This is a genomic window from Pseudomonas japonica (assembly GCF_900188455.1).
Classification (GTDB): Bacteria; Pseudomonadota; Gammaproteobacteria; order Pseudomonadales; family Pseudomonadaceae; genus Aquipseudomonas; species Aquipseudomonas japonica.
In genome coordinates, this window is record NZ_FZOL01000014.1 from 76,874 (window position 1) to 92,281 (window position 15,408).

Consider the following 15,408-nt stretch of genomic DNA (forward strand, 5'->3'; position numbering starts at 1 on the left):
GGTTGCGCATTTTCACAGGCGCTTTGGCAGACATCGGATCGGACGCTTTGTAGTCCGCGCTGCGGCATACTACATGATGCGCTGCGCATGTGAAAATCAGACTAAATACGTCGTTCCGCGACCGTTTGGTCGCAAGGGGTCATGCTGGGAGGCTATATGTTCGCAAAAAACGAGTGGATTGTTCCAGATAAATCTTAAAACAGTACACGATTTGATTTTCGACGCGCCTGCGGCAGGTTGCCGCGCCTTGCCTATACTTTCCCGACGCCCCGCTGCCACGGGGGTTCCACGGGTTTTCCAGCAGAGGGTCGTCCGCGTGAATCATCTTGTCCTCACCGTTATCGCCGCCGACAAGGCTGGCCAGGTCGAGCGTATCGCCCAAACCATCGCCGAGCACAACGGCAACTGGCTGGAGAGCCGCATGTCGCGCATGGCCGGGCAGTTCGCCGGGATCCTGCGCATCGCCGTGCCGGCCGAATCCCACGACGAACTGGTCGATGCCCTGCAGGCGCTGGGCGAACGCGGGATCCGCGTGCTCATCGCCGAGAGCGGGATCGAGCCGTCCTGCACCTGGAAGCCGATCGCCATGAGCCTGGTCGGCAACGACCGCCCGGGGATCGTTCGCGATATCACCCGCCTGCTGGCGGAACAGGGGGTCAACGTCGAGCGGCTGAGCACCGACGTGCGCCCGGCGCCGATGAGCAGCGAGCCGCTGTTCCACGCCGATGCGTTGCTGGCGGTGCCGCTGACCCTGTCGCTGGATAACCTGCAAGCCCGTCTCGAAGACCTCGCCGACGACCTGATGGTGGAGCTGGAACTGCGCCCCGAAGAGTAGTTATCCCCCGTTCACTTATCCCGTTTTAACGGGGATCGCCCTGTGGATAAGCTGGGGAGCCACCGCGCCAGCCCAGGCGCGCCGAGGCTTTCCGGCGATTGAGCAAAAAATCGCCAGAAATCAGCAGCTTGTGCACAAAGCGCGGGGATGAGGGTGTGGATAACCTTGGGAGAGGTCGCTGCAGGCCACGAACGGCGTGGCCTGCAGACGTTTGATCAATTATTGATCAGGTGCGTTTGCGCAGGCTCAGCCAGGCATCGACGCTGTACAGGGCCAGGCCGGCCCAGATGAACATGAAGGCGATCAGCGTGCTGTGCGACAGGTGCTCGTCGAACAGCAGCACCGCCTGCAGCAGCACCAGGGTCGGCGCCAGGTATTGCAGGAAGCCCAGGGTGGTGTAGGGCAAGTGGCGCGCGGCGGCGTTGAAGCTCACCAGCGGGACCAGGGTCACGGGGCCGGCGGCGATCAGCCACAGGGCCTGGCTGGTGCTGAAGAACTCGGGCTGGACGCTGCTCGCGGCGGGGTTGAGCAACAGCCAGCCGAGCGCGATGGGCACCAGCATCCAGGTTTCCACTACAAGACCGGGCAGCGCCGCTACAGGCGCCTGTTTGCGGATCAGGCCATAGAAGCCGAAGCTCAGCGCCAGGGCCAGCGATACCCACGGCAGGCTGCCCACCTGCCACACCTGCTGCGCCACCCCGAGGGCCGCCAGGCCCACCGCGATCCATTGCAGGCGGCGCAGGCGCTCGCCGAGCAGCAGCATGCCCAGCAGCACGTTCACCAGCGGGTTGATGTAGTAGCCGAGGCTGGCTTCGAGCATGCGCCCGTTGTTCACCGCCCAGACGTAGGTCAGCCAGTTGAAGGCGATCAGCGCCCCGCTCAGGGCCAGGATCGCCAGGCGCCGCGGGTTGTCGCGCAGCTCGCGCCACCAGCCCGGATGCTTCCAGACCAGCAGCAGCAACGAACCGAACAGCGCCGACCAGAGTACCCGGTGGACGATGATTTCCACCGCGGGAACGCTTTGCAGCAGCTTGAAGTAGATGGGGAACAAGCCCCAGATGATGTAGGCGGTAAGGCCGAGAATGTACCCGCGGCGCGGGTTGGCGGCAGTCATTTGTAATCCTTGCTTAGCTAGCTAAATGCGCGGCTATTGTAGACAGACTGCCGCTGGCTTCTAGAACAATTTCAGGGGTTCTTCGTCCAGCGCGGCGCACTGTTCGCGCAGAGCGAGAATCTGGTCGCCCCAGTAGCGCTCCTGGCCGAACCACGGGAAGCTGCGCGGGAACGCCGGATCGTCCCAGCGCCGCGCCAGCCAGGCGCTGTAGTGCAACAGGCGCAGGCCACGCAGGGGTTCGATGAGGGCCAGCTCGCGCGGGTCGAAGTCGTGGAATTCGTTGTAGCCGTCCATCAGTTCCGCCAGTTGCCCGAGGCGTTCCTCGCGGCTGCCGGCGAGCATCATCCACAGGTCCTGGACCGCAGGGCCCATGCGGCAGTCGTCCAGATCGACGATATGGAACACCTCGTCGCGGCACATCAGGTTGCCGGGGTGGCAGTCACCGTGCAGGCGGATGGTCTGGTGCGGGGTGCGGGCGTAGATGGCCTCAATGCGCTTGAGCAGGTCGCGCGCCACCGATTCGAAGGCGGGTAGCAGGCTTTTCGGGATGAAGTCGCCGTCGAGCAGGGTGGCCAGCGAGGCGTGGCCGAAGTTGTCCACTGCCAGCTGCTCGCGGTGCTCGAAGGGGCGGCTGGCGCCGACCGCGTGCAGGCGGCCGAGCAACTGGCCGAGACGGTAGAGCTGGTCGAGATTGCCCGGTTCCGGCGCGCGCCCGCCGCGGCGGGGGAACAGGGCAAAGCGGAAGCCGGCATGTTCGAACAGGGTCTTGCCGTTGTGCAGCAGCGGGGCGACCACGGGTACTTCGCATTCGGCCAGTTCGGCGGTGAAGGCATGCTCTTCGAGGATTGCCGCATCGCTCCAGCGGTCGGGGCGGTAGAACTTGGCGATCAGCGGTTCGGCGCCTTCGATGCCGACCTGATAGACACGGTTCTCGTAGCTGTTGAGGGCGAGGACGCGGGCGTCGCTGAGCAGGTCCTGGCTCTCGATGGCATCGAGGACCAGGTCGGGGGTGAGGGTATCGAAGGGGTGGGACATGCGCGGGCTCCTGCTGTTTCAGCCATGGTAACCCAGGCCTGTCCGCGTAGGAGCGTGGCTTGTCGTGTGACGAACCACCGCGAAAGGACCGCGCAGCGGTCCCAGATAACAGTGAAGTCAGGGACCGCTGCGCGGTCCTTCGCAGGCAAGCCAGCTCCTACAGGGTTAGGCGCAACTCAGCGATCAGGCGCCGATGACGCCACCATCCTCCCGGGTGATCGCCATCACCGACGACCTTGGCTTGCCGTTCGGCAGATGCTCGGGGAAGGTCGAGCCGCCGGTCTCGCCCGGATGCTGGATGCCCACGAACAGGGTCTTCTGGTCCGGCGCGAAGGCGATACCAGTCACCTCGCAGGCCACCGGCCCGACCATGAAGCGACGGATCTCGCCGCTCGCCGGATCCGCGCAGAGCATCTGGTTGTTGCCCATGCCGGCGAAGTCCCCGGCGTTGCTGTAGTCGCCGTCGGTGAGGATCCACAGCCGGCCATCCGGGTCGAAACCGAGACCATCGGGGCTGTTGAACATGTTCTGCGCGTTGATGTTGCTCGATCCGCCCTTGGCCGCGCCCGGGTGGACCTGCGGGTTGCCGGCGACCACGAACAGGTCCCAGGCGAATTCCATCGAGGCGGCGTCGTCACCGTTCTCGCGCCAGCGCAGGATCTGTCCGTAGACGTTCTTCTCCCGCGGATTGGGGCCACCCGCCGGCTGCCCTTCCTCGCCGCGCTTGACGTTGTTGGTCAGGGTGCAATAGACCTGGCCATCCTTGGGACTGACCACGATCCACTCCGGACGGTCCATGCGCGTGGCCTGCAGATGGCTCGCGGCGAGGCGCGCGTGGATCAGTACCTGGGCCTGGTTGGCGAAGCCGGCGGCGGCGTTCAGGCCGTTCTTGCCGTGGCTCAGTTCCAGCCACTGGCCCTTGCCCTTCGGATGGTCCGGGTTGCCGTCGCCCTGGTCGAAACGCGCCACGTAGAGGGTGCCGTGGTCGAGCAGATTGCGGTTGGCACTGGGGTTCTTGTGGTCGATGCGTTCGCGGCTGATGAACTTGTAGATGAACTCGCCACGCTCGTCGTCGCCCATGTACACCACGGCGCGACCGTCACGGGTTTCGCCGAGGGCGGCGTTCTCGTGCTTGAAGCGGCCGAGGGCGGTGCGCTTGATCGGGGTGGACTGCGGATCGAACGGGTCGATCTCCACCACCCAGCCATGGCGATTCAGTTCGTTGGGGTTCTTCGCCAGGTCGAAGCGCGGGTCATGCTGGTGCCAGTTGACCTCCTTGCCCGTCACCGAGGCACCGTAGCGTTTCTGCCCGGCGTCGAAGGCCTGCTGCGGATCGCTGCTGCCGAAGCAGTCGGTGAAGTTTTCTTCGCAGGTCAGGTAGGTGCCCCACGGGGTCTTGCCGTTGGCGCAGTTCTGGAAGGTGCCGAGCACCTTGCTCGCGCTGTTGTCGGCGGCGGTGCGCAGCCAGGCATCGCCGGCGGCCGGACCACCGAAGCGCATCGGCGTGTTGCCGTGGATGCGGCGGTTGTACTTCGAGTCCTGGACGAACTGCCACTGGCCAGCCTGGCGCCGTACCTCGATGACCGACACCCCTTCGGCGGCCTGGGCCTTGTGCACGTCCTCGGCATTGGCCGGCTGGCCACCGTGGTCGAACAGGTAGCGGTAGTTGGTGTATTCGTTGTTGATCGCCATCAGCGCCCGGTTTTCATCGCCGGGGAAGGGGAACAGGCTCATGCCGTCGTTGTTGTCGCCGAACTGCCTTTCCTGAGCCGTGGCCGTGCCCTTGCCGGACGGGTCGAAGGCCGGGGCGTCGGCGTGCAGCGGCTGGCCCCAGCTGATCAGCACCGAGGCCTTGTAGCCGGGAGGCAGGCTGATGCCGTCGGCGCTGGAGGCGGGGATCCCGCTGAAGCCGAGCAAGCCGGTACTGGCGGCACGCACGCTGTCCGCCAGGACGCTGCGGCTGAGCAGGTTGCCACCGAGAAACAGCGCGGCACCACACAAGGCACCGGCGCCGATGAAGCGGCGACGGTTGAGGCCGACCATCTGCTCGAGATCGGTCGGCTGGTTTTCTTCTAGGAGGTTCATGACAGGCTTCCTGCGGTTTTGGCAGTCACCTTAATCAGCCTCCATGACAGTTTTGTGGAGGAATTCAGACCGGCGTGCCGAGCAGCACATAGCTGGGCAGGAAACGCACCTGCAGCGTTTTTCCGACACCCAGGCCGTGGGTCTTCAGCCATTCGGCTTCGGCGAAGGCGCAGAGGATCTGCCCGTTGCGCAGGGTCAGGCGCAACTCGCTGGGGCCCTGGGGATCTTCCTGCACTTCTTCGATTTCCGCCTCCAGGCTGTTGCTGCCCGCGGGCACCGGCGCGTCGACGGTGGCCAGCTCAAGCCAGCCGGCCTTGATCAGGGCGACCACCGCGGTGCCCAGTTCCAGCTCCAGGCGCTGGGTACTGTCGTGGGTGATCTGCGCCTCGATGCGCAGGCCGCCGGCCAGGGTCAGTTCGATGGTGTCGTTGCGCCCCTGCGCGTGGATGGCGTTGACCCGTCCATGCAACTGGTTGCGCGCGCTGGTGCGCAGCATCAGGCGGCCGAGCAGGTCGAGGTCGCTGCTGTCCTCGGCTTCTTCGAGGATCTGCGCCTGGAGCACCTGCAGGCGCTGGTACAGGCGCAACACGCGCCGACCTTCGTCCGACAGGCGCGCGCCGCCGCCGCCACGTCCACCTGTGCTGCGCTCGACCAGCGGTCGGGCGGCGAGGTTGTTGAGTTCGTCGATGGCGTCCCAGGCGGCCTTGTAACTCATCCCGGCGGCTTTCGCGGCGCGGGTGATGGAGCCTTGCTCATCAATATGCTGCAACAGCGCGATGCGCTGCGGACGACGGACAATGTGCTGGGTCAGGGGGGCGGGCAAGGGCATGGGGTCGGTACGAAAGCTGACGATGATCGCCGAAAGTGCCCGCCTGCCTGCACCAAGTCAAGCATTGCCGGGCCGTGGCGTGCGTGCCAGGCAGTAGACATCGACCCGTGCCGCACCGCTGTCGCGCAGCAACCGCGCCAGGGCCTGGGCGGTGGCACCGGTGGTCAGCACGTCGTCCACCAGTGCCACATGGCGGCCCTCGATCGCGGTGGGATCGGCGAGGGCGAAGGCGTCCTTCAGGTTGCGCCTGCGCGCGCGGGCGTCCAGCGCTTGCTGCGCCGGGGTGTCCCGCGGACGGCTGAGCAGATGGCTGGCGCAGGGGATCGCCAACTGCGCGGCGAGCCATTCGCCAAGCATCGCTGCCTGGTTGTAGCCGCGCTGACGCAGGCGCCGGGTGGCCATGGGCACCGGTAACAGCAGGGCCGGGCGCGGCAGGCCCTCGTCGAAGCGGTGGCTCAGCCAGTTGCCGAGCATCAAGGCCAGCAAGCGCCCCAGCGGCCACTGGCGCTGATGCTTGAAGCGGGTGATCAGGCTGTCGATCGGGAATCCGTAGTGCCACGGCGCCTCGACCTGACGAAAGGCCGGACGCCGCCGCGCGCACTGGGCGCAGAGCAGACCGTTGATCGGCAAGGGCAGGGCGCAGACGCGACAGTGCTCGTCGAGCCAGGGCAGTTCGCTTTCGCAGGGAACGCAGACGGGATGGGGCTGGCCGGCGGGTTCGTCGCACAGTAAACAGGTATGTTCATTATTTGAGCAGATGTAAACCGGCGTTTTATTGCATGGTTGACAGCGCATTGGGCTTCCTTAACTATGCGGGCTATCCGTGATGCGCTGGCGGGCAATCCGATCCCGGCGCCAGTACAAGCCTAAACAAGGAAACGCCCATGAGCGCCAGCACAACTGCAACGCTTCGTCACGACTGGTCTCTGGCCGAAGTCAAAGCCCTGTTCCAGCAGCCGTTCAATGACCTGCTGTTCCAGGCGCAGATTGTGCACCGCGCGCATTTCGACCCCAACCGCGTGCAGGTCTCGACCCTGCTGTCGATCAAGACCGGCGCCTGTCCGGAAGACTGCAAGTACTGCCCGCAGTCCGGCCACTACAACACCGGCCTGGACAAGCAGAAGCTGATGGAAGTGCAGAAGGTCCTCGAGGAAGCCGCCCGGGCCAAGGCCATCGGCTCCACCCGCTTCTGCATGGGCGCGGCGTGGAAACACCCGTCGGCCAAGGACATGCCCTACGTGCTGGAGATGGTCAAAGGGGTCAAGGCCATGGGCCTGGAAACCTGCATGACCCTCGGCCGCCTCGACCAGGAACAGACCCTGGCCCTGGCCGACGCCGGCCTGGACTACTACAACCACAACCTCGACACCTCGCCGGAGTTCTACGGCAGCATCATCACCACCCGCACCTACAGCGAGCGTCTGCAGACCCTGGCCTATGTGCGCGATGCCGGGATGAAGATCTGCTCCGGTGGCATCCTCGGCATGGGCGAGTCGCTGGACGACCGCGCCGGCCTGCTGATCCAGCTGGCCAACCTGCCGGAGCACCCGGAGTCGGTGCCGATCAACATGCTGGTCAAGGTTGCCGGCACGCCGCTGGAAAATGCCGAGGACGTCGACCCGTTCGATTTCATCCGCATGCTCGCGGTAGCGCGGATCCTCATGCCGAAATCCCATGTGCGCCTGTCCGCCGGCCGCGAGCAGATGAACGAGCAGATGCAGGCGCTGGCCTTCATGGCCGGGGCCAACTCGATCTTCTACGGCGAGAAACTGCTGACCACCGCCAACCCGCAGGCCGACAAGGACATGCAGCTGTTCGCTCGTCTCGGCATCAAGCCCGAGGCGCGTGAAGAGCACGCCGACGAAGTGCACCAGGCCGCCATCGAGCAGGCGCTGATCGAGCAGAAGAGCACCGAGCTGTTCTACGACGCCGCGTCGGCATGACCTTCGATCTTCGCGCGCGCCTCGAACAGCGGCGCGCCGCCGACCTGTATCGCCAGCGCCCGCTGTTGCAGAGCCCGCAGGGGCCGGAAGTGGTGGTGGACGGGCAGGCGCTGCTGGCGTTCTGCAGCAACGACTACCTGGGTCTGGCCAATCACCCCGAGGTGATCGCCGCCTGGCGTGCCGGTGCCGAACGCTGGGGTGTGGGCGGTGGCGCATCGCACCTGGTGGTCGGCCACAGCACGCCGCACCACGAACTGGAAGAAGCCCTCGCCGCATTCACCGGTCGCCCGCGGGCCCTGCTGTTCACCACCGGCTACATGGCCAACCTCGGTGCGGTCACCGCACTGGTGGGGCAGGGCGACACGGTGTTGCAGGACCGTCTCAACCACGCCTCGCTGCTGGACGCCGGCCTGCTCAGCGGGGCGCGCTTCAGCCGCTACCTGCACAACGACGCCGACAGCCTCGACAAGCGCCTGGGCAAGGCCGAGGGCAATACCCTGGTGGTCACCGACGGCGTGTTCAGCATGGACGGCGATATTGCCGACCTGCCGGAGCTGGTCACGCGGGCGCGGAGCAAGGGCGCCTGGCTGATGGTCGACGACGCCCACGGCTTCGGTACCCTCGGCCGTCACGGCGGCGGCGTGGCCGAGCATTTCGGCCTGGGGCTGGAGGACCTGCCGGTGCTGGTCGGCACCCTGGGCAAAGCCTTCGGTACCGCCGGCGCCTTCGTTGCCGGCAGCGAGGACCTGATCGAGAGCCTGGTGCAGTTCGCCCGTCCTTATATCTACACCACCAGCCAGCCCCCGGCGCTGGCCTGCGCCACCCTGAAAAGCCTGAGCCTGCTGCGCGACGAGCACTGGCGTCGCGAGCACCTGGCGGCACTGATCGCGCAGTTCCGCCGCGGCGCCGAGGCCATCGGCCTGCAACTGATGGACAGCTTCACGCCGATCCAGCCGATCCTGATCGGCGATGCCGGGCGCGCCATGCAGTTGTCGCGGATGCTGCGCGAGCGTGGCCTGCTGGTCACCGCGATCCGCCCGCCGACCGTACCCGCCGGCAGCGCCCGCCTGCGTGTGACCCTGACCGCCGCGCACAGCCCGGCGCAGGTGCAGCTATTGTTGAATGCATTGGCCGAGTGCTATCCGCTGCTGGAGCCTGTCGATGCGTAACCATCTGATTCTTCTGCCGGGCTGGGGCCTGGGCAGCGCCGCGCTGGAACCGCTGGCGGCCAGTCTGCGAGCCCAGGATGCCGGGCTGCGGGTCGAGCTGGCGGCCTTGCCGGCGCTGGTCAGCGATGACCCACAGGCCTGGCTCGACGAGCTGGACCGGCGCCTGCCCCAGGACACCTGGCTCGGTGGCTGGTCGCTGGGCGGCATGCTCGCCGCCGAGCTGGCGGCGCGGCGTGGTGATCGTTGCTGCGGCCTGCTGACCCTGGGCAGCAACCTGAGCTTCGTTGCCCGTGCCGATTGGCCGGACGGCATGCCCGTGGACACCTTCGAAACCTTCGTCGACGGCTGCCGCAGCCATACCGCGGTGACCCTCAAGCGTTTCAAGTCGCTGTGCAGCGAAGGTGCGCAGGAGCCGCGGAGTCTAATCCGGCAACTGGGCGTCGGCGTGCCGGATACCGATCCGGTGCTGCTGGTGAAAGGCCTGGAAGTGCTGGGTCGCCTCGATACCCGCGCGGCACTGCAAGCCTATGGCGGACCGCAACTGCACCTGTTCGCCGGCGCCGACCAACTGGTCCCGGCCGAGGCGGCCCGGGCCCTGAGCGACTGGTTGCCGGATGTCGAAGTGGGCCTGGTCGAGGAGGCGTCGCACGCCTTCATCCTCGAGTACCCGCAAGAGCTGGCCGCCAGTATCAAGACCTTCCTGCACGAGAGTGGCGATGACTGATCTTTCCCAGCCGGGCCTGCCCGGTGCCTTGCCTGACAAGCGTCAGGTCGCTGCGTCGTTCTCCCGTGCCGCCGCCAGCTACGACAGCGTCGCCGAACTGCAGCGGGCGGTGGGCGGTCAGCTGCTGGCCCAGTTGCCGCAGGACCTGCAGCCGCGCTGCTGGGTCGACCTGGGCAGCGGTACCGGCTATTTCAGCCGCCAGTTGCAGGCGCGTTACGCAGCGGGGCTCGGCGTCGCCGTGGATATCGCCGAAGGCATGCTGCGTCATGCCCGCGAGGCCGGCGGTGCGCGCTATCACGTGGCCGGCGACGCCGAACGCCTGCCGCTGCGCGACGCCTGCGCCGATCTGATGTTCTCCAGCCTGGCGGTGCAGTGGTGCGCGGACTTCCGCGCGGTGCTGGGCGAGGCGCGAAGAGTCCTGCAGCCCGGCGGTGTGCTGGCCTTCTCCAGCCTGTGCGTGGGGACCCTGTACGAACTGCGGGCGAGCTGGGAGGCGGTGGATGGCCTGGTGCATGTGAACCGCTTCCGTCGCTTCGAGGATTACCAGCGCCTCTGCGACGAGAGCGGCCTGGAGATGCTCGGCCTGCATGCACAACCCCATGTGTTGCACTACCCTGATGTGCGCAATCTGACCCATGAATTGAAAGCACTGGGCGCGCACAATCTCAATCCCGGCCGCCCCGCCGGGCTCACCGGACGGGCGCGGATGCAAGGATTGCTGCAGGCTTACGAGCAGTTTCGCCAGCCGCGGGGGTTGCCGGCCACCTACCAGGTGGTCTACGGGGTCCTGCGCAAGCCGCTGACAGAAGGGGAGTAACCATGGCCGCGGCCTACTTCATCGCCGGAACCGATACCGACGTGGGCAAGACCACCATCGCCGCCGGCCTGCTGCAGGCGGCCCGCCAGGCCGGGCTCAGTACGCTCGGCGCCAAGCCGGTGGCCTCCGGATGCGAGGTCACGCCCAAGGGGCTGCGCAATAGCGATGCTCTGGCGCTGATGGCGCAGAGCTCGGTGCAGTTGCCTTATGAACGAATCAATCCATATGCCTTCGAACCGGCCATCGCCCCGCACCTGGCGGCGCGCGAGGCGGGGGTCGAGCTCAGTGTGCAGAGCCTGCTCGGGCCGATGCGCGCGGTGCTGGAGCAGGGGGCCGACTTCACCCTGATCGAAGGCGCGGGGGGCTGGCGCGTGCCGTTGTCTCATCACGCCAATCTGTCGGACCTGGCGGTCGCTCTGCGCTTGCCGGTGATCCTGGTGGTGGGGGTGCGTCTGGGCTGCATCAACCATGCCTTGCTCAGTGCCGAAGCGATCGCCCGGGATGGTCTGCAACTGGCGGGTTGGGTCGCCAACATCGTCGATCCGCGAACCTCGCGGCTGGAGGAAAACCTGGCCAGCCTGGCCGAGCGTCTGCCAGCGCCGTGCCTGGGGCGGGTGCCGAAGCTGAAGATGGTCTCGGCGGAGGCGGTGGCGGAGCACCTGCAGCTGGATCTGCTGGATTGACGGCGGGTGCGGATCGCCTCGTAATCCGCGCCTTTGTTGTTCTCTATTGAGAAGCCCGTCGCCATTAGCGTTTTTCAACGGCATTTCCCGCCCGGCTCTGTTTCAATAGGCCACTGTATTGCCATCTACGTGTTCAGCTTTTCTGGAGTAATGAAATGGAAATCTCGGGCAGTTCCGCATTCTATGCCGGCCTGGGCGCCATTCAGGCCGGGCAGCAGCGGGTCGACCAGGCCGCCGGCCAGATCGCCAACACGACCGTGGAGCGCGCCTCCACCAGCCAGTCCAGCGACTTCCAGGCCGAGCGCCTGCGCTCCGTCGATCGCAGCCAGCAGATGGACCTGGCCACCGCCACCGTCGAACAGGCCATGGGCAAGCACCAGGTCGAACTCGGTGTCAAAGTGGCCAAAGCGTCGGACGAAATGCTCGGTACGCTGATCGACACCTACGCCTGAGACGCGCCGTCTCAGGCGTCATCTTTTACCAATAGCCTTTATTCATCAGCGCCTTGGCCGTTGCGGCAGGCGTTCGCCTGCGCATCTTTCAGACGTGTCGCCACTTTCTAACGCGTATGGACGATGGCAAAAGCGCCATCGGCAGGGTGCTTGACAAGCATCAGGCGTAAACGTATGTTTCAAACAACTGTTTGACCGAAAGCCGCCTAGAGCTGGTCGGTGTGGTCTCTCTACCCTAACCAGGATTCATCAGCAGAGGTTCATCGCTATGCCTGATTACAAAGCCCCCTTGCGTGATATTCGTTTCGTCCGTGATGAACTGCTCGGCTACGAAGCGCACTATCAGAGCCTGCCGGGTTGCCAGGACGCCACGCCGGACATGGTCGACGCCATCCTCGAAGAGGGCGCGAAGTTCTGTGAACAGGTACTGGCCCCGCTGAACCGCGTCGGTGACCTGGAAGGCTGCACCTGGAGCGAGTCGGGCGTGAAGACCCCGACCGGCTTCAAGGAAGCCTACAAGCAGTTCGTCGAAGGCGGCTGGCCGAGCCTGGCCCATGACCTCGACCACGGCGGCCAGGGCCTGCCGGAGTCGCTGGGTCTGGCGATCAGCGAGATGGTCGGCGAGTCCAACTGGTCCTGGGGCATGTACCCTGGCCTGTCCCACGGCGCGATGAACACCCTGTCCGCCCACGGCACCGCCGAACAGCAGCACACCTACCTGACCAAGCTGGTTTCCGGCGAGTGGACCGGCACCATGTGCCTGACCGAGCCGCACTGCGGTACCGACCTGGGCATGCTGCGCACCAAGGCCGAACCCCAGGCCGACGGTTCCTACAAAGTCACCGGCACCAAGATCTTCATCTCCGCCGGTGAACACGACATGGCCGACAACATCGTCCATATCGTCCTGGCCCGCCTGCCCGACGCACCGGCCGGCACCAAGGGTATTTCCCTGTTCATCGTGCCGAAGTTCCACGTCAACGCCGAAGGCGGCGTGGGCGAGCGCAACGCGGTGACCTGTGGTTCCCTCGAACACAAGATGGGCATCCACGGCAACGCCACCTGCGTGATGAACTTCGATGCCGCCACCGGCTACCTGATCGGCCCGGCCAACAAAGGCCTGAACTGCATGTTCACCTTCATGAACACCGCTCGCCTGGGTACCGCGCTGCAAGGCCTGGCCCACGCCGAAGTGGCGTTCCAGGGTGGCCTGAAATACGCTCGCGACCGTCTGCAGATGCGCTCGCTGACCGGCCCGAAAGCACCGGACAAGGCTGCTGACCCGATCATCGTCCACCCGGACGTGCGCCGCATGCTGCTGACCATGAAGGCCTTCGCCGAAGGCAACCGCGCCATGGTCTACTTCACCGCCAAGCAGGTGGACATCGTCAAGTACAGCCAGGACGAGGAAGAGAAGAAGAAGGCCGACGCACTGCTGGCCTTCATGACCCCGATCGCCAAGGCGTTCATGACCGAAGTCGGCTTCGAATCCGCCAACCACGGCGTGCAGATCTACGGCGGCCACGGCTTCATCGCCGAGTGGGGCATGGAGCAGAACGTGCGCGACAGCCGTATCTCCATGCTGTACGAAGGCACCACCGGCATCCAGGCCCTCGACCTGCTGGGTCGCAAGGTGCTGATGACCCAGGGCGAAGCGCTGAAGAGCTTCACCAAGATCGTGCACAAGTTCTGCCAGGCCCAGGAAGGCAACGAAGCCGTCAAGGAATTCGTCGAGCCGCTGGCCGCGCTGAACAAGGAGTGGGGCGAACTGACCATGAAGGTCGGCATGGCTGCCATGAAGGATCGCGAGGAAGTCGGTGCTGCTTCGGTGGACTACCTGATGTACTCCGGCTACGCCTGCCTGGCCTACTTCTGGGCCGACATCGCCCGCCTGGCCGCCGAGAAACTGGCCGCCGGCACCAGCGAGGAAGCCTTCTACACCGCCAAGCTGCAGACCGCGCGCTTCTACTTCCAGCGCATCCTGCCGCGTACCCGCACCCATGTGGCGACCATGCTGTCCGGTGCCAACAACCTGATGGCGATGGACGAAGAGCATTTCGGCCTGTCGTACTGAGTCACCTGCTGCACTGAAAAACGCCTGCCCTCACCGGCAGGCGTTTTTTTTTGTGTCGCAAATGTGGTTGTAGGAGCTGGCTTGTCGTGTGACGAACCACTGCGAAGGACCGCGCAGTGGTTCGTCACACGACAAGCCAGCTCCTACTGCCGTTAAATAAATTGGCGCCAGAAATTTATCTATTCATGTGCATTGTCGATACAGTGAAGGCACAATGACATTATCGATCTGCTGGGTCGGAGAGTTCTCTTGTTTCGTTTTTCCGCTGTACGACTGAGTCACTTCCTGCCGGGCCTGTTCCTCCTGATCTCGGGGCTGGCGGCCGCCTACGTGCGCGACCTGTCGGTGTTCTTCACCTCGCTGTTCAACGTCCTGCCGACCCTGGTGCTGCTGCTCGGCGGCGCCTACTGCGCGGTGTATCGGCGTCAGCGCGAGCTGTTCCTGATGATCACCGTTTACATCGCCTATTACCTGCTCGACACCCAGACCGACTTCTACCGCGATCACGGCCGGGTGCGCGAGGACGCCGCGGTGGTGTTCCACCTGGTCTGCCTGCTGCTGCCGATGCTGTTCGCCCTGTTCAGCGCCTGGCAGGAACGCACCCACCTGTTCCAGGACATGGTGGCGCGCTTCGCCGTGCTGCTGGCGGTGGGCAGCGTCGCCCTGGGTCTGGAGCAGAGCTACCCGCAGATACTGCTGACCTGGCTGGCGGAGATCCGCTGGCCGGCGCTGCATGGGCAGTGGATGAGCCTGATCCAGATGTCCTACCCGATGTTCTTCCTCGCCTTCGTCGTCCTCGTCGCCCAGTACCTGCGCGAGCCGCGGCCGTTGCATGCGGCGCAGATCATCGGCCTGATCGGCATCTTCTGGATGCTGCCGCAGACCTTCATCCTGCCCTTCACCCTGAACATCATGTGCAGCCAGGTGATGCTGATGATCGCCGCGGCGGTCTCCCACGAGGCCTACCAGATGGCCTTCCGCGACGAACTCACCGGCCTGCCTGGCCGCCGCGCGCTGAACGAGCGCATGCAGCGCCTCGGGCGCAACTATGTGCTGGCGATGACCGACGTCGATCACTTCAAGAAATTCAACGACACCCACGGCCACGACGTCGGCGACCAGGTGCTGCGTCTGGTGGCGAGCAAGCTGTCCAAGGTCACCGGTGGCGGACGCGCCTATCGCTACGGCGGCGAGGAATTCGCCCTGGTGTTCGCCGGCAAGACCATCGAGGAGTGCATTCCCCATCTGGAAGCGGTGCGCGAAATGATCGCCAACTATGCGATCCAGCTGCGCAATCAGGAGAGCCGCCCGCAGGACGACCAGCAGGGACGGCAACGCCGCGGGTCGACGGGGGCCAACAGCGTGTCGGTGACCGTCAGTATCGGCGCCTGCGAACGCCAGCCCGAACACCGCTCTCCCGACGAAGTGCTGAAATCCGCCGACCAGGCGCTCTACAGCGCCAAGGGCGCGGGGCGCAACTGCGTGATGACCCCTGGGCAGAAGGAGCGACGTGGGGCCATGCGCGTAGCGTGACCGAAATTGACTTACCGGTCGCCAGATGACCCTATGTCTCTAAAAAGTTGTTCGGTTACACTCCAGACCTTAACGTAACGGTCCCGCAGGGACTACCCACGATCCAAGGTGTGAG

At 65.4% G+C, this 15,408-nt stretch carries 14 protein-coding genes; 9 read left to right on the top strand and 5 right to left on the bottom strand.

Annotated features, from left to right (window positions below; genetic code table 11):
• Positions 1–316 precede the first annotated feature (316 nt).
• A complete protein-coding gene (locus CHB99_RS17520; RefSeq protein WP_042124015.1) occupies positions 317–835 on the top strand; it encodes a glycine cleavage system transcriptional repressor in 519 nt (172 codons plus the stop codon).
• Positions 836–1,061: 226 nt separating this feature from the next.
• Here the strand turns inward: CHB99_RS17520 and rarD are convergent, their stop codons facing one another.
• From rarD to CHB99_RS17545, 5 genes are all read right to left on the bottom strand, one after another.
• Positions 1,062–1,949 (bottom strand): EamA family transporter RarD, encoded by an 888-nt coding sequence (rarD, locus tag CHB99_RS17525; protein ID WP_042124013.1) that lies wholly within the window; start codon positions 1,947–1,949, stop codon positions 1,062–1,064.
• A 60-nt stretch (positions 1,950–2,009) separates the two neighbouring features.
• Positions 2,010–2,984 (bottom strand): serine/threonine protein kinase, encoded by a 975-nt coding sequence (locus CHB99_RS17530; protein WP_042124011.1) that lies wholly within the window; start codon positions 2,982–2,984, stop codon positions 2,010–2,012.
• A 183-nt stretch (positions 2,985–3,167) separates the two neighbouring features.
• The gene (locus CHB99_RS17535; protein ID WP_042124009.1) at positions 3,168–5,069 is read right to left on the bottom strand and encodes a PhoX family protein; all 1,902 of its coding nucleotides are present in this window, start codon (positions 5,067–5,069) and stop codon (positions 3,168–3,170) included.
• Positions 5,070–5,133: 64 nt separating this feature from the next.
• Positions 5,134–5,898: a TOBE domain-containing protein gene (locus CHB99_RS17540; RefSeq protein WP_042124007.1), complete on the bottom strand. Its 765-nt coding sequence runs from the start codon at positions 5,896–5,898 to the stop codon at positions 5,134–5,136.
• Positions 5,899–5,955: 57 nt separating this feature from the next.
• A complete protein-coding gene (locus CHB99_RS17545; RefSeq protein ID WP_042124005.1) occupies positions 5,956–6,693 on the bottom strand; it encodes a ComFC family protein in 738 nt (245 codons plus the stop codon).
• Positions 6,694–6,782: 89 nt separating this feature from the next.
• Between CHB99_RS17545 and bioB the strand changes: the two genes are divergently transcribed.
• The 8 genes from bioB to CHB99_RS17585 all read left to right on the top strand — a co-directional run bounded on the left by bioB (position 6,783) and on the right by CHB99_RS17585 (position 15,293).
• Complete coding sequence (gene bioB / locus CHB99_RS17550; protein WP_042124003.1) at positions 6,783–7,841, top strand: biotin synthase BioB; 1,059 nt, start codon at positions 6,783–6,785, stop codon at positions 7,839–7,841.
• Positions 7,838–9,010, top strand: a complete 1,173-nt coding sequence (bioF, locus tag CHB99_RS17555; protein WP_042124002.1) for an 8-amino-7-oxononanoate synthase — start codon at positions 7,838–7,840, stop codon at positions 9,008–9,010. The genes bioB and bioF overlap by 4 nt, the downstream gene beginning before the upstream one ends.
• Positions 9,003–9,734, top strand: coding sequence for an alpha/beta fold hydrolase (locus tag CHB99_RS17560; protein WP_042124000.1), 732 nt, complete (start codon positions 9,003–9,005; stop codon positions 9,732–9,734). Before bioF ends, CHB99_RS17560 begins: the two co-directional genes overlap by 8 nt.
• The gene (bioC, locus tag CHB99_RS17565) at positions 9,727–10,551 is read left to right on the top strand and encodes a malonyl-ACP O-methyltransferase BioC (protein WP_042123998.1); all 825 of its coding nucleotides are present in this window, start codon (positions 9,727–9,729) and stop codon (positions 10,549–10,551) included. The genes CHB99_RS17560 and bioC overlap by 8 nt, the downstream gene beginning before the upstream one ends.
• A 2-nt stretch (positions 10,552–10,553) precedes the next feature.
• Complete coding sequence (bioD, locus tag CHB99_RS17570) at positions 10,554–11,234, top strand: dethiobiotin synthase (RefSeq protein WP_042123996.1); 681 nt, start codon at positions 10,554–10,556, stop codon at positions 11,232–11,234.
• A 155-nt stretch (positions 11,235–11,389) separates the two neighbouring features.
• On the top strand, positions 11,390–11,686 hold the full coding sequence (locus CHB99_RS17575; protein WP_042123995.1) for a hypothetical protein: 297 nt from the start codon (positions 11,390–11,392) through the stop codon (positions 11,684–11,686).
• 268 nt (positions 11,687–11,954) lie between these two features.
• Positions 11,955–13,760, top strand: a complete 1,806-nt coding sequence (locus tag CHB99_RS17580) for a phenylacyl-CoA dehydrogenase (RefSeq protein ID WP_042123992.1) — start codon at positions 11,955–11,957, stop codon at positions 13,758–13,760.
• 249 nt (positions 13,761–14,009) lie between these two features.
• Complete coding sequence (locus tag CHB99_RS17585) at positions 14,010–15,293, top strand: GGDEF domain-containing protein (RefSeq protein WP_042123990.1); 1,284 nt, start codon at positions 14,010–14,012, stop codon at positions 15,291–15,293.
• Positions 15,294–15,408 lie beyond the last annotated feature (115 nt).

Coding starts and splice junctions, on each gene's coding strand:
- rarD (WP_042124013.1), bottom strand. CDS start 1,949: ATGACTGCCGCCAACCCGCGCCGCGGGTACATTCTCGGCCTTACCGCC.
- CHB99_RS17530 (WP_042124011.1), bottom strand. CDS start 2,984: ATGTCCCACCCCTTCGATACCCTCACCCCCGACCTGGTCCTCGATGCC.
- CHB99_RS17535 (WP_042124009.1), bottom strand. CDS start 5,069: ATGAACCTCCTAGAAGAAAACCAGCCGACCGATCTCGAGCAGATGGTC.
- CHB99_RS17540 (WP_042124007.1), bottom strand. CDS start 5,898: ATGCCCTTGCCCGCCCCCCTGACCCAGCACATTGTCCGTCGTCCGCAG.
- CHB99_RS17545 (WP_042124005.1), bottom strand. CDS start 6,693: ATGCGCTGTCAACCATGCAATAAAACGCCGGTTTACATCTGCTCAAAT.
- bioB (WP_042124003.1), top strand. CDS start 6,783: ATGAGCGCCAGCACAACTGCAACGCTTCGTCACGACTGGTCTCTGGCC.
- bioF (WP_042124002.1), top strand. CDS start 7,838: ATGACCTTCGATCTTCGCGCGCGCCTCGAACAGCGGCGCGCCGCCGAC.
- CHB99_RS17560 (WP_042124000.1), top strand. CDS start 9,003: ATGCGTAACCATCTGATTCTTCTGCCGGGCTGGGGCCTGGGCAGCGCC.
- bioC (WP_042123998.1), top strand. CDS start 9,727: ATGACTGATCTTTCCCAGCCGGGCCTGCCCGGTGCCTTGCCTGACAAG.
- bioD (WP_042123996.1), top strand. CDS start 10,554: ATGGCCGCGGCCTACTTCATCGCCGGAACCGATACCGACGTGGGCAAG.
- CHB99_RS17575 (WP_042123995.1), top strand. CDS start 11,390: ATGGAAATCTCGGGCAGTTCCGCATTCTATGCCGGCCTGGGCGCCATT.
- CHB99_RS17580 (WP_042123992.1), top strand. CDS start 11,955: ATGCCTGATTACAAAGCCCCCTTGCGTGATATTCGTTTCGTCCGTGAT.